The following is a 13,444-nucleotide window of genomic DNA, read 5'->3' on the forward strand; positions in this document are numbered from 1 at the left end:
GATATCAGGCCGGCACGGCGGCCTTCGGTTCAGCTTTGGCCGCGATCTGGTCGAGCGCGTCGACTACCGCATCGAAAGTGAGGAGCGTCGAGGCGTGCCTGGCCTTGAAGTCGCGCACCGGGAGGAGCGCTTCGAGATCCTGCCACTTGCCGGTGGGCGGCTCACCGCCCTCTTTCAGCATGGCATACATTCGGCCGCGCAGGTCGCGAAGCTCCTGAGGGGTCGAGCCCACCACATGGCGGGCCAAAATCGAGGAGGACGCCTGGCCCAGCGCACAGGCTTTGACCTCATGGCCGAAGTCGCTGACCTTGCCGTCGGCCAGTTTGACGTCGACCGTCACCTTGGAGCCGCAGAGCCGCGAAATCGCGGTTGCCGTAGCGTCGGGCGCGGCGAGACGCTGCAGCCGGGGAATATCGGCCGCGAATTCGAGGATCTTTCGATTGTAGACTTCGTTGATCATGCACACATTCTAGTGCGTCGGAAGCACGCCGCAAGGCGCCGCCCGGCACGTTTGCCCCTGGAACCCGCCCATGATATGGGAGCGGCCAAAACGGATGTCAAAGTGAGCCCTAATATGGATGCTGTGGTCAAGAAAATCGCACGGGAATCGGCGGTCAAGCGCCCCTCGCAGGAGGAGGCCGAGGAGGCCGTTCGCACGCTGATCGCCTGGGCCGGCGACGACCCGACCCGCCAGGGGCTGGTCGATACGCCCAAGCGCGTGGTCAAGGCCTACCGCGAGTTTTTCAAGGGCTACAGCGAAGATCCCCTGCAGGCCCTTTCGCGCACCTTCGATGAGGATGAAGGCTATGACGACATCGTCATGCTGCGCGACATCGAGTTCAATTCGCATTGCGAGCACCATATCGTCCCCTTCATCGGCCGCGCCCATGTGGCCTACCTCCCCTCCCATGCGGTGGTCGGTATTTCCAAGCTCGCCCGCGTGGTCGATATCTATGCCCGCAGGCTTCAGACGCAGGAGACCATGACGGCGCAGATCGCCAAGGCGATCGACAAGGCGCTGAACCCCAGGGGTACGGCCGTCCTCATCGAGGCGGTGCATCAGTGCATGTCGCTGCGCGGGGTCAACAAGCGCAATGTCGCCACCATCACCACCCAGTTCACCGGTGAGTTCAAAGCCAATCCGGCCCTCCAGGCCCGCTTCATGGAGCTTGTGCGGGCGCCCTCGGGCGGCTTCTCCCTCTGATGTCCAAGGGTGACGAAGAATCGACCGCCTTCGCGCCGCGCTATGACGACCACGGGTTGATCCCGGCCATTGTGACGGACGCCAAGGACGGCTCCGTGGTGATGCTGGCCTACATGAACGCCGAAGCCTTGCGCCTCACGCTCGAAACCGGCGAGGCGCATTATTGGAGCCGGTCGCGCCGCGAGCTTTGGCGCAAGGGCGCCACATCTGGCGATACCCAGAAGGTTATCGACATCCGGCTCGACTGCGACCAGGACACGGTTCTGCTTTCCGTCGCCATGGCCGGGCGGGGCGTGGCCTGCCACACCGGGCGGCATTCCTGCTTCTATCGCCGGGTGACGCCTTCACCACAAGGTTACAGGCTTGAAATAATTTGAGATTTCCCGTTCGCCTGGCTGCGATGTAAAGTTGTGCCATGAACGGGAATATCAGGCACGCGATCGGGCTGGCCCTCGGCGCGGGCGCAGCGCGTGGCTGGGCCCATATCGGCGCCATTGAACGGCTGGAGGAAAACGGCATTCACGTCTGCGCCATTGCCGGCTCCTCGATCGGCGCGCTGGCCGGCGGCATGCACGCCGTGGGAAAGCTCCCGGCTCTCAAGGATTTTGCGCTCGGTCTGACGCGTCGGCGCGTCCTCTCGCTGATCGACATCTCCTGGCGCGGCTCGGGCCTCATCGCCGGCGAGAGACTGGGCAATCTGCTCGACACGGCGGTGGGCGGTGTAACCTTCGCCGATGCGCATATCCCCTTCATCTGCATCGCCACCGAGCTCGGCACCGGCCATGAATTGTGGTTGCGCTCGGGCGAGCTCGCCCCGGCGATCCGAGCCTCCTATGCCCTTCCCGGTGTGTTCCGCCCGGTGCGCGTGAACGGCCACTGGCTGATCGATGGCGGCGTGGTCAATCCGGTGCCGGTCGCCGCCTGCCGAGCGCTCGGCGCCCGCATGGTGATCGCGGTCAATCTCGGCCCAGAGACGGCGACCGGTATCGCCATCCAGAATCCACCCGACATCGCGGCGAGCGAGAAGAGCAACACGGCGCCAAGCCTCACCTCGGTGCTGGTCGCCGCCTTCAACATCACGCAGGACCGGCTGTCGCGCTCGCGCCTCGCCGGTGATCCACCCGATATCTCGCTCAATCTGCGCGCCAATGGTGTGGGCCTCTTCGAGTTCGACAAGGCCGAGAAAGCGATCGCGGCCGGCCGCGAGGCGGTCGACCGCGCCATGCCCGAGATCGAACGCGCGATCTCGGTGTTGTAGACCAAACCCTACCAGATCTGCTCGACCTGTTTCGGCACCGGCAAGGGCTTGAAACTGTTGAGTGCGCGTGTTCGCGCTTCCAGCGCATCGGCCAGGGTCTCAGCGAGGTTGAGCGCGTTTATGAGCTCCGTCTGGGTGAAGTAGGTGAGATAATCCGCGCTGAGCTCCCTCTTGCCCGAAGCAATGAGAGTGCCCGCCGCCTCGCTGACGCTCTCATGCAACACCATCAGTCTCCGCTCGACGCCTTCCCATACCGCGGTGACTTCCGGCAGATAGGTCTCCTGTTGCAGCATCACATAGAGCAGCCGCTTGAAGACCTGTGCTGCGGAGCGCGTCGCTTCGATCTGTTGCAGCACGAGCGAGACCTGGTCGGGCTTGCGCATATCGACGAAGCGCGATGATTCGCCGGCGGTAAGATAGCGATGCATCCGGTATTCGTCGGGCACGTCGGCGACGCCCATATAGACGGGCACGAAGGGCGCGGCGAGCGAGCCGATCTGCGTGTGCCACAAGACGCGCAGATCGTCATGTCGCGGCTGCGCGAGCGGCACGATCTGGCCGTAGCCCGCGGTGTCGCCGGTCAATAACGGTGTGCGCATCGCCCAGACGATATCTTCGAAGCCGATCTTGGCCGGCCGCTTCGCCCTCGCTTTCATTTCGTCTTCGATCCAGGTGACGCCGGCCCAGCGGTGGAGTCCATCGCCATAGATCGTGTTGGCATTGAAGGTGTCGCTCTTCTCGGGATCGAACCAGCCCTGCTCTGCCGCGAAGGAGATGAGATTGGGCGAATAGAGGAAGTCCGGATGCTTCGCCTTGAACGGGATGTCGCCGATATAGCCGGGCCTCGACGCGCGGATACTGTCGGGGCCCAGACGCTCGGCCGCCCACAGGCCCTGGCCGCCCGAGAACTGGATGACCACCCAGCCCTCCTCCGCATCGGCAATCAGATGCGAGTTGCCGCCGTAGGTCGAATGGCCATATCGCGCGATAAGCTCACCGATCAACTCGACGCCCTCGCGGGCGCTCTTCGCCCGCTCCAGCACGAGCCGCGCCAGATCGCTGTAGTTGGGTCCGCTCTGGGTCTTGGGCGTCATGGCGTTGAGCTCCGCCCGCGACGCCGACCATACGTCGCGCACCGCCACGCCATATTCGTTAAGGCCACCATTGGTGAGCGGCGCCGGCACGCCGCGGAAATAGCTGTAGCTGACCCTGATATGGCGCGCCGTCTCGCCAGCTTGCGGGATATGCGAGAGCGCGCCGGGAAAATCCGATTCCGCCGTAACCCCCACAGTGACGGTGGCATCGGCCACATGCTTCCGGCGCGGCACGATCTCCAGCCAGTGACTCGAGGGTTCATCGCCATAGCCCGCAAGATAAGGCACGCCGTCCAAGGTATGGTTCTTTCCGATATAGAGGGCGTAGCTCATGACTTCTCCTGTGGAATTTGCCGCCAGAGATGGCAGGCGACCTCATGGCTCTCGCCGGCGGTCTCTAGACGGGGGGCTTCGGTGCGGCAACGCTCTGTGGCATGCGCGCATCTGGTATGGAACCGGCAGCCGGGCGGCGGGTTGCGCGGACTTGGGATCTCGCCCGGCACCAGAAGCCGGCCACGTTTCCTGTCCCGCGCATCGATCTGTGAGCTGAGCGACAGGAGGCTCGCGCTGTAGGGATGCGCCGGGCGGTCGAAGACGGTCTCTGTGGGACCGATCTCGACGATCTGGCCCAGATACATCACCGCGATACGATGCGCCATATAGGCGATCAGATTGATATTGTGGGTGATGATAAGGAAGGTGAGGCCAAGCTCCTGCTGAAGCTCGCGCATCAGATTGAGGATCGCCGACGCCGCCGAGACGTCGAGACCGGCGGTGGGTTCATCCGCCACGATGAAATCGGGCTCGAGCGCCAGCGCCCGGGCGATACCGACACGGCGCGCCTGCCCGCCCGACAGCTGATGGGGGAATTTCGCGGCGAGATCGGCGGAGAGTCCCACCATCGCCAGAAGCTCATCGACGCTCTGCTGCTCGGTTTCAGGGACGCCGTGGATACGGTAAGGCTCGGTCAGCAAGGATGCCACGCGCTGGCGCGGCGACAGGCTCGAATGCGGATCCTGGAAGATCATCTACACCCTGCGCCGGAACTCCTTCTCTTCTATCCGGCGCAGGTCTTTGCCGGCGAACGTGATGTCACCGCTGGTTGCGGCCTGAAGTCTCAGCATCACCTCGCCGAGCGTCGTCTTGCCGGAACCGGATTCGCCGACAAGGCCCAGCACTTCGCCACGTCTCAAGGTAAGATTGATCCCGTCGATCGCGCGCACCGGGTTGCGCCTGGGCGACAGGAGCCTGGCGGCAAAGCCTGAAGCCTCGCCGAAATGCTTGCGCAGATCTCGCACCTCGATGAGCGCCTCGCGCTCGGGCTCCCTGACACGCACCTCGGTCAGCGGCACCGCGATGGCCGCCTCAGCCGGCCGACCCGGCACGCGCCAGGCTTCGGCCCGGGCCGGATCATGAATATGGCAGCGCACCGCGCCGCCCGACTGCGCGACAAGGCCCGGCGCCTCTTCACGACAGATTTCGCGCGCCATGGCGCAGCGTTCGGCGAAAGAGCAACCTGACGGCAGTGCCGACAGGCTCGGCACCCGGCCCGGTATAGTGGCGAGCGCCATGCCGCGGCGATAGCGCGAGGGCACGCAGTCGACGAGCGCGCGCGTATAGGGATGCGCCGGATTGTCGAACAGCGTGACGGCATCGTTCTCCTCGACGACCCGGCCGGCATACATGACGACGACACGGTCACAGAGCTGCGCCACGGTACCGAGATCATGCGAGACGAAGACGATGGCCGTGCCGTGCTTCTCGCGCAATTGTTTGAGAAGCTCGAGGATCTGCGCCTCGAGAGTGACGTCGAGCGCCGATGTCGGCTCATCGGCGACGAGGATCGCGGGCTCGAGCAGCAGCGTCGTCGCGATGGAGATGCGTTGCCGCATGCCGCCCGAGAATTCGTGCGGAAAGGACGCCATGCGCTCCGCCGCGTCGGGAATGCCGACACCCGCCAGCGCCTTCACCGCATGCGCATGAAAGTCGCCCCTGTCCTGATGCGAGCGCCAGGCCTCGGCCATCTGCGAGCCGATGCGGAAGGTCGGGTTGAGGCTCTGCATCGGGTCCTGGAAGATCATCGCGATGTCGCGCCCGCGCATCCGCCGCAGCTCCTCCTCGCCGAGCTTCAGGATATCCCGGCCCTTGAGCGCGGCCTCGCCGCGATCAATCTCGGCATTGTGTGGCAGGAGCCGCAAAAGTGCGGCGGCGAGCGTCGACTCCCGCAGCCCGACTCGCCCACCACACCGACGATCTCGCCGGGCCGGACAGTGAGCCCGATATCGCGCAGCGCCGCGAAGACGTCGTCATCGAGATGATAGGAGACGTCGAGGCCCTTTACCGCAAGCAGTGTCTGATCGCTCATCGGGCGCGTCTCATCAGGAATCGGCCCGGCCGCCGGCCGAGCCCTGCCAGGCGCGGATCGGCGATGTCGCGGAAGGTCTCGCCCAGGAGCGTGAAGCCGGTGGTGACGAAGATGATCGCCATCAGCGGACCCAGAAGCGGCCATACCGAGATCGCGACATACACGAAGCCTTCATTGAGGAGCACGCCCCAATCGGGCGCGGGCGGCGGCACGCCGAGACCCAGGAAGGCCAGCCCCGCCTCGATGACAATGGCGCTCGGTATGTCCATGGCGACGACGACCAATAGCGGCGGCAGCATGTTCGGCAGGATATGCAAGAACATGATGCGGCCGCGGCCGGCACCGAGCGAGCGCTCCGCCTTGATATAGGGTTGGTGCCTGGTCGAAAGCGCCAGCCCGCGCGCCAGCCGCAGATAATAGGGAAAGAGCGAGAGCGCGATGACCAGCGTCGTGTTGAGGATCGACTGGCCCACGAGGGTCAGGAGCGCCAGGCCCAGGATCACCGACGGAAAGGACAGGAACGTATCGGCGATGACGGTCAGCACGCGATCGACGAGACCGCCGACATAGCCGGCCACCAGCCCGAGGAGAAGACCGGCCGTGAAGGCTGAGAGCACGGCGGGGAAGGCGATGGTGAGAGCCAGCCTGGTGCCGAAGATCACGCGCGAGAGGTTGTCGCGGCCAAGATGATCAGTCCCCAGCCAATGCTCCGCCGAGGGAGCGGCGAAGCGCTTGGCCATCGCGATGGCGGCCGGATCATAGGGGGCGAGCCATGGCGCGGCGACCGCGACGAGCAGTGTCGCGAAGATGATGACGAGGCCGATCAGACCGGTGGGCCGGCCCAGGATCCGCATCATGATTTGGCTCATCTCAGACACCGGTCTCGAACTCTTCGCTGAGCCGCACCCGCGGATCGAGCACGCGGTAGGAAAGATCGGCCAGGATATTGGCAATGATGAAGAACAGCGCGTAGGTGAAGACGACACCGCGAATGACCGGCCAGTTGCGCTGGTCGATCGCCGACAACGCCAGGGTCCCCAGTCCCGAGCGACCGAAGACCGTCTCGGCGAAGACGGTGCCGGTGAGGCTGTAGCCGACCATAAGGCCGAACAAGGCGATAATCGGCAGCACCGCGTTGCGCAGCGCATAGCGATAGAAGATGACATTCTCGCGGAAGCCGAAGGCGCGGGCGCTACGGATATATTGCGAGCCTAGCACGTCGAGCATGGTGGCGCGCAGGATGCGCGGCAGGTATCCCCACCAGAACACCGCGAGCGCGGTCGCCGGCAGGATGAGGCGCAGGAGGTAGTTGCCGGGATCGGAGAATTGCCCGGCACCCACCGCCGGCAGAAAACGCAGCTTCACGGCGAAGATAAGCAGCAGGATGAGCGAAGTCACATATACCGGCGCGCTGACGAAGATCATCGACAGGGCATGGGTCAGCCGGTCGAGCACTCCGCCCGGCCGCCGCGACACCGCGATGCCGAGCGGGATACCGCCCGCCACCGCGAGGATCATGCTGGCGAGCGCCAGCGCCAATGTATCGGGAAGCACCTGAGCGATGAGAGTGGTCACCGGCGTACCGCCGACGAAATCGGTGCCGAGATCGCCGCGGATGAGCCGCGAGAAGAAATCCCACAGCTGCTCGACCACCGGTCTGTCCAGCCCCATCTTGGCGCGCATCTGCGCGATGAGCTCCGGTGTGGCGTGGGCGCCAAGCACCGCGCGCGCCGGATCGCCCGGCACGATATGCACGGCGGCCGCAAGGAGGAGCGCCGTCAGGAACAGAACGACGACGGCGCCTCCCAGTCGCTTGAGCAGATACCCCGCCACGCCACAGACTCCGCCGGCTCACACCCGCTTGAAATATTGCAGATAGGGATTGCCGTTCGGGTCGAAGGCGGCTTCGACATTGGCCGCCGTGACCGCGCAGGCCACTTGGTGATTGACCCAGATATAGCCGAGCGACTCGTCCATCAGCTTCTGCATCTTGACCGCGATCTCGGTGCGCTTGGCCTCGTCGCTCTCGGCGGCGAGTTCCTCATGCAGTCTGTCGTAGTCGGCATTGCAGGCGAAGGCCCAGTTCCACAGGCCAAACTGGTCGCAGGTGAACCATTCGAACTGATAGAAGGGATCCGGCGCGCCGCCATAGTTGCTCCAGGACAGCTGGCCCACCGCCTTGTCCTTGATGTAAGTGTCGGGCGGCGTCAGCAGGACATTCACCTTGATGCCGCCTTCGGCGAGATTGGCCTGGATCACCTGCATGACGGTGGCGGCGGTCGCTTGGCCGCCGGCCGGTGTCGACAGATCGAGTTCGAGCCCCGAAACGCCTGCCTCCGCGAGGAGCGCCTTCGCCTTCTCGACATCGCGCGCATAGACGGGTGCCTCCGGCCAGTAGCCCACGCCCATTTGCGGCGCGATCAGCGCATTGAGCCTCGTCGCCACGTCGAGATCCTGGGCCTGGATGAGCGCCGGCACATCGATGAGATAGCGAATGGCCTCGCGGACCTTTGGGTTCTCGAGTTTCGGATGCAGCACGTTGAGCTGGAGGAAATTGTAGCTCATCGGCTGTTGCAGCACATGGGCCTTCACCGCGTCATTGTTCTGCAGCCGCAGGGCGTCGAGCGGCGAGACATTATAGGTGAAATCGAAATCGCCGCTTTCAACGCCCGCTGTGAGCGCCGCTCCCGTTGGCGCGCTGCTCGAATTGACAAGCGAGACTCTGATCTCCTCCCACGGATAGGTTTTCGCGTCCCCGCCCGCAGCGCCGCTGTAATCGGCGAAGCGCTTCATCACGAGCTCCTTGTTCGGCGTATAGCTCACCACTTCATAAGGCCCGGTGCCGACCGGGCCCTTGAGCCAGCCCTCCTTGCCGAGTGTCTCGACCGCCTTCTTCGACACGATGAGGCCGCTCGTCGCATAGGGCAGCGTCAGACGCAGCATCGGCGCGAAGGGCTTTTCGAAGACGATCACGCCGGTATATTTGCCGGTGACCTGCACTTCTTTGTAGCTGCCGAAGTCGCCGCCATAATAGGAGACGTCGCCCTCCCCGGCATCGGGATAGAGCTTCACCTTGCCGGTGGCGCGGTCGAAGGAATATTTCACGTCCTCGGCCGTCAGCTCGCCATATCCCTTGTGGAACTGGATGCCTTCTCTGAGCTTGAAGCTGATCGACTTTCCGTCGGCCGAAAGCTCAAGCGTCTCCGCGAGCCGGTTGACCGGTTTCCATTCGCTGCCCGGAAGGTAGCTGGTGAGGCCCTCATAGACGGTGCTGAAAGGTGGGAACGGATAGTCATAGACATTGGTGAGCGTGTCGAGCGTGCCGGGATCGAGCTGCGGGCCGAAACGCAGGACGTTGCCCTCCGCCCAGGCGACACTGGCGCCGAATGGACGGGCGGCCGCGAGAGCCGCGGCGGACAACAGCAGATGTCTACGAGTGATCATCGAAAGTCTCCCTAGATGGCCGGGCTTCCGGTCGAGCCGGTGCAGGCCGTGATGGTGTTTTCCTGGTGGAATCATACGAAGGAAGCCGCGCAGACTGCGAGAGAGCCGCGAACGGTCGCGTTGTATTTTCTTGTCCGTCTCCCCTGCTCACCCCCGCAATGAAGATGTGCCAAAAGTGGCGGGAGGGCCATTTCGCTGCTTGTCCCAAACCTTTCGCATTATGACGCACTCAAAGCGTCACAGAGAGAAGGTCAGACATCCACCCAAGCCCCGAGCACCTTTTCACCGCGCGCCATCTTGTTGCTGATACGCAATTCGATATCGGGCCTGATCTCCTTGTCGTGCTCCGGGATCTGGCCGCAGCAGCTGAGCGCGCGGCGCACATCGATACTGGATGAGATGAATTCGAGCAGAACACGCGAGGATGCGGGCGTGCGCCGGTTGAGATTGGACGTCGCCGTCTGGATACCGATGAGCTGGTGAATGCGGCTGGAATGGTTCGGATAGAGGATCGTCTGGGTGACCGAGTTCTTGAGGATGACCTCCTCCTCGAGAACGAAAAACCGGTCGAGAATGAAGGTGACGAGGCCAAGATACTTGAAGATGGCCTCGGTCTGCTCGCTGCGGTCACGCCGCCGGATGATCTCGATGTTCTTCCAGTAGCAGACCCGATTCTTGCGGTAGATGCGCACCAGCGACTTGGTGATGTAGCCCGGAAAGGCGAAGGAGTAATAATATCGGAAGTAATAGCCGAGATAGCGGTCTGGGATCTGCTCCGACTGTGCTTCCAGCCGGCGCAGCGTCTGACCCGCCGGCGTCAGCACCGGCAGCGCATTCGAGTTGCGCGGCTTGAGCTTGACGATCTCCGCGAAATTCGCATGCGGCAGCAGGATTTCGGAATCGAGCACGCCAAAAAAATCGCAGATCAGTCTCAGATTGTTGCGTGAAGGGAACACGGCGCCGGCGAGATATTTGTTGAACTGCTGGCGATTGACATCGAGACGGCGGCAGACTTCCGCGATCGACTTCTCATAACTGCACAGCAACGCCAGGTTGCGGCAAAAATCCTCTCCCTCCATGAGTTGACTCTGGCTTTTGCCTTACCTGACGGACCACTAACCCGAAGAAGCGATATAGCTCTTCATTTCCTCGGCTTCACGCTCGATCGCCTCGATGCGATGTTTCACCACATCGCCGATCGAGATCATGCCGCCGAGCTTGCCGCCTTCCACCACCGGCAAATGGCGCACCCGGTGCTCGGTCATCAGCGACATGAGCTCGGCTTCGGTGTCGCGCGGCGCGCAGGTCTTCACCGTGGAGGTCATGAATTCCTTGACCGACTTGTTCAAGGCCTCGGCGCCGCCAGCTGCGACGGCACGTACGATATCGCGCTCGGAGACGATACCCCCGATGCGTCCCTGCGCATCGACGACGACGACAGCGCCAATTTTCTTCTCGGAAAGTACCCGGGCTACCACAAGCACCGTGTCACCGGGCGCGGCAGTCACAACAGCGCGGCCTTTGGCGTTGAGAATTTGCGCAACGGTCATGCACACCTCCTGCTTCGCTGTTCGTCAGTCTAACATGAACTCAGGCGCGGCGCACCCCTTCCCGGCTGATGACGAAGTAAGTGAAGAGTCCGGCGACGAAACCGCCGAGATGCGCTTCCCAGGCAATGCGGGCGCCGTCGGCGAAGCCCGGCAGCCATTGAACGCTGCTGGCCAGCGTCATCACCAGGAACACCACCAAGAAGATGATGGCGCGTCGGTCGCGCAGGAATTCGCGGAAGCTCAGCGGCCCGTAGGCACCGCCGAACATGATCGGGATGGCCGCCGCGAGCAGCCCCGAGACGGCGGCCGAGGCGCCGACCGCGATGATCGGCGTCCCCCAGAAGAGGATAAGCATGGCAAATGCACCGCCCAATGCCGAGACGAGCGCGATCAGCAGAAAGCGCAGCGTGCCGAGCTGGCGGGCAACCGGTGTGCCGAAAACCAGGAGCCAGAGCGAGTTGAAAAGGACATGCAGCCAGCCCTCATGCAGGAAGGCGTAAGTGACGAGGCTCCAATATTGCGAGCCCTCGATCATCGCGATGGCGCCAGGTCCCTGGAAGCGCGCCGGGATGAGCGCGAAGGCATAAAGCGTCCAGATTTGCCAATCGTGGCCGCCCAGCAGGATGGCGACATGGATGGCGATGAGAATGCCGATTGTGACGAGAACCACGGGTGGGGCGTTGACGACCGGTCCACTGCCGCTGCGTAATTTCCTATCGATACCGGCCTGGCGCGGACCGCCGCCGCCGGCTCCATTCGTCAATTGTGGCACGGTACCTGCACTCTCTTCGTCAATCGTCCACCCCTGATACACAGCGGCGTATACATGCAGAGCACTGATACCATTAAGGCCCCGGCAACCCCAGAAGAAATCCTCCACCCAGGCAGCCGCGCCTTGTTCCGTTATTGGGAGGCGGTGCGTGGCGAAATGTCGGCGCCGCCGCGCGATTGGCTTGACCTCCAGAAGATCCGCAGCCTTGTGCCTTTCCTGTTCATGATCGAGCGCACACCCAGCCGCGGCTATGCCTGGCGCCTGGCCGGCACCAAGGTCTGTGAGCTGTGGGGCATGGAACTGACCGGCATGCCGGCGCTGGCCCAGGGCGACAGGTTCGAGCGCGAGACTGTGGCCCGCCTCCTCGACAGCGTCGTCGACGAGCATCAGCCTTTCGTCCTGCGCTTCCGTCTGAATTCCGCCAAGGGAATGACCGTTGCGGCGGAACTCGTCGGCACACCCTTGCGCGCCCGCAATAATGGCGCGACCTATGTGTTCGGGGTAGTCATGCCGTTCCGCGAGGCCAACTGGCCGCGCCACGATCAGGTAACCACATTCGAGCTTTCCGCCGCCCGCTCCATCTGGACCGAGCCGGTCCCCGGCGCTCGCGACATCACCCCCGGGCCGTCGATCCGCGCAAATTTACCACAAGCCTTCCAGATCATTAACGGCGGCCGCTCCGGGAATTAGTTCTTTTAGCTCTCCTTAACCGCACTTTTTTAGGCCTTCGCTAATCTGCCGGTGCTAGCGTATCCCAAAAGAGCACAGCCCCATGGCAAAGTGAGAGGCAATTCCGGCCGTGACTGCAACAATCGCGACGGGCGCGAGATTTATGTCTGCCGACGAGCCGGCTGGACCGACCGTGCTGTTCGGCCGTTTCATGCTTCCCGACACGAGCGAATATCCCTGCCAGGTCAATGATCTGACCGTCGATGGCGCTCTGTTCTCGACGGCCGCGGCGCCGGAAGCAGGTACCCAGATCGTCGCCTATATCGATGAGATCGGCCGGGTCGAAGGGGTAAGCGGCGAAACCGTCCCAGGCGGTTTCCGCATTCATTTTTCCCACAAGGGCCAGCGCCGCGAGCGTTTTGCATCCCGCCTCGCCGGCCGCGCCACCAAGAACACGACCGCCGGCACCGATCTGCGCCGTCACGCCCGCCATGCGCCGGAAAACACCCAGTCGCATATCACCTTGCCCGATGGCCGGGTCTATCCCTGTGAGATCCTTGATATTTCCTTGTCGGGAGCGGCCGTCAAGGTCGACGTCATGCCGAGCCTCGGCACGCATCTGATGCTGGGAAAGATGCGTGGCCGCATCGTACGCTATGTCGAGCAAGGCATCGCCATTGAATTCCTCAAGCCGTTGAACACCAGCCAGCTTTCCGCTCAGATGCGTTAGAGCGCGCCTATATTCTAGACCCTTCGAGGCCAGCCTTCGGCGGGCGCCTCACGGTGAGGGTAGTGGGCGGCATAGTCTCATAATACTTTAGCGATTGTGCGCATCGCTGGCCTCATTCCGCGCCGCTATGGCGTTCGGAGACATCCTGGACACGCGTTCGGAGACATCCTTGACACTGCGCTGCGGATCGCCGGTCCTGCCATGCTTAAGGAAGCTTGGCCTTCCTTGGTTAATAGTCCCGACTCTCAGCCTTTCTAAATTGTTACAAGTTTTCAGAGACTTACATTGATAAACTGAACGCGATCGCAAAGCCTTCGCGATACTGTGACGTCCAACGATAAGGGGAATGGACGTCAAC

At 63.2% G+C, this 13,444-nt stretch carries 15 protein-coding genes and 1 pseudogene; 5 read left to right on the top strand and 11 right to left on the bottom strand.

The genetic code is table 11. The annotated features are described in order from the left end of the window. Positions 1-4 precede the first annotated feature (4 nt). Positions 5-460, bottom strand: coding sequence for an iron-sulfur cluster assembly scaffold protein (locus tag G5V57_RS30105; RefSeq protein ID WP_165172303.1), 456 nt, complete (start codon positions 458-460; stop codon positions 5-7). Positions 461-574: 114 nt separating this feature from the next. On the opposite strand from G5V57_RS30105, the gene folE reads away from it, so the two are divergent. Genes folE through G5V57_RS30120 form a run of 3 tightly spaced genes read left to right on the top strand, consistent with a single transcriptional unit; the run spans position 575 to position 2,462 of the window. Next, positions 575-1,204, top strand: a complete 630-nt coding sequence (gene folE / locus G5V57_RS30110) for a GTP cyclohydrolase I FolE (protein ID WP_165172305.1) — start codon at positions 575-577, stop codon at positions 1,202-1,204. Then, positions 1,204-1,581, top strand: coding sequence for a phosphoribosyl-AMP cyclohydrolase (hisI, locus tag G5V57_RS30115; protein WP_165172307.1), 378 nt, complete (start codon positions 1,204-1,206; stop codon positions 1,579-1,581). Before folE ends, hisI begins: the two co-directional genes overlap by 1 nt. Before the next feature lie 38 nt (positions 1,582-1,619). After that, positions 1,620-2,462 carry a patatin-like phospholipase family protein gene (locus G5V57_RS30120; protein ID WP_165172309.1) on the top strand — a complete coding sequence of 281 codons (843 nt, stop codon included), beginning with the start codon at positions 1,620-1,622 and terminating at the stop codon, positions 2,460-2,462. Positions 2,463-2,470: 8 nt separating this feature from the next. On the opposite strand, the gene G5V57_RS30125 is transcribed toward G5V57_RS30120, so the two are convergent. The 10 genes and pseudogenes from G5V57_RS30125 to G5V57_RS30170 form a co-directional block, all read right to left on the bottom strand. Then, positions 2,471-3,889, bottom strand: a complete 1,419-nt coding sequence (locus G5V57_RS30125; RefSeq protein WP_165172311.1) for a C69 family dipeptidase — start codon at positions 3,887-3,889, stop codon at positions 2,471-2,473. Beyond that, on the bottom strand, positions 3,886-4,287 hold the full coding sequence (locus G5V57_RS34665; protein WP_371744841.1) for an oligopeptide/dipeptide ABC transporter ATP-binding protein: 402 nt from the start codon (positions 4,285-4,287) through the stop codon (positions 3,886-3,888). Before G5V57_RS34665 ends, G5V57_RS30125 begins: the two co-directional genes overlap by 4 nt. A gap of 51 nt (positions 4,288-4,338) precedes the next feature. Then, a pseudogene (locus G5V57_RS34670) lies at positions 4,339-5,754 on the bottom strand (oligopeptide/dipeptide ABC transporter ATP-binding protein); the annotation flags it as partial. After that, complete coding sequence (locus G5V57_RS30140) at positions 5,685-5,921, bottom strand: hypothetical protein (protein ID WP_165172318.1); 237 nt, start codon at positions 5,919-5,921, stop codon at positions 5,685-5,687. The pseudogene G5V57_RS34670 and the gene G5V57_RS30140, both read right to left, overlap by 70 nt. After that, positions 5,918-6,778 carry an ABC transporter permease gene (locus G5V57_RS30145; protein WP_165172319.1) on the bottom strand — a complete coding sequence of 287 codons (861 nt, stop codon included), beginning with the start codon at positions 6,776-6,778 and terminating at the stop codon, positions 5,918-5,920. Before G5V57_RS30145 ends, G5V57_RS30140 begins: the two co-directional genes overlap by 4 nt. A 13-nt stretch (positions 6,779-6,791) precedes the next feature. Then, complete coding sequence (locus G5V57_RS30150; protein ID WP_165172320.1) at positions 6,792-7,754, bottom strand: ABC transporter permease; 963 nt, start codon at positions 7,752-7,754, stop codon at positions 6,792-6,794. 18 nt (positions 7,755-7,772) lie between these two features. Continuing rightward, positions 7,773-9,365 (bottom strand): ABC transporter substrate-binding protein, encoded by a 1,593-nt coding sequence (locus G5V57_RS30155; RefSeq protein WP_165172321.1) that lies wholly within the window; start codon positions 9,363-9,365, stop codon positions 7,773-7,775. Between the two features lie 251 nt (positions 9,366-9,616). Then, complete coding sequence (locus tag G5V57_RS30160) at positions 9,617-10,444, bottom strand: helix-turn-helix transcriptional regulator (RefSeq protein ID WP_165172323.1); 828 nt, start codon at positions 10,442-10,444, stop codon at positions 9,617-9,619. A gap of 36 nt (positions 10,445-10,480) precedes the next feature. After that, entirely contained in the window at positions 10,481-10,915 is a 435-nt protein-coding gene (locus tag G5V57_RS30165) for a CBS domain-containing protein (protein WP_206530119.1), read from the bottom strand. Positions 10,916-10,955: 40 nt separating this feature from the next. Continuing rightward, on the bottom strand, positions 10,956-11,687 hold the full coding sequence (locus G5V57_RS30170) for a rhomboid family intramembrane serine protease (RefSeq protein WP_165172327.1): 732 nt from the start codon (positions 11,685-11,687) through the stop codon (positions 10,956-10,958). Positions 11,688-11,741: 54 nt separating this feature from the next. On the opposite strand from G5V57_RS30170, the gene G5V57_RS30175 reads away from it, so the two are divergent. Together G5V57_RS30175 and G5V57_RS30180 are read left to right on the top strand one after the other, a co-directional pair. Continuing rightward, entirely contained in the window at positions 11,742-12,377 is a 636-nt protein-coding gene (locus G5V57_RS30175; RefSeq protein WP_256378620.1) for a PAS domain-containing protein, read from the top strand. A 142-nt stretch (positions 12,378-12,519) separates the two neighbouring features. Continuing rightward, the gene (locus G5V57_RS30180) at positions 12,520-13,086 is read left to right on the top strand and encodes a PilZ domain-containing protein (RefSeq protein ID WP_165172331.1); all 567 of its coding nucleotides are present in this window, start codon (positions 12,520-12,522) and stop codon (positions 13,084-13,086) included. The last annotated feature ends 358 nt before the right edge of the window (positions 13,087-13,444 follow it).

This window comes from Nordella sp. HKS 07, from assembly GCF_011046735.1.
Classification (GTDB): Bacteria; Pseudomonadota; Alphaproteobacteria; order Rhizobiales; family Aestuariivirgaceae; genus Taklimakanibacter.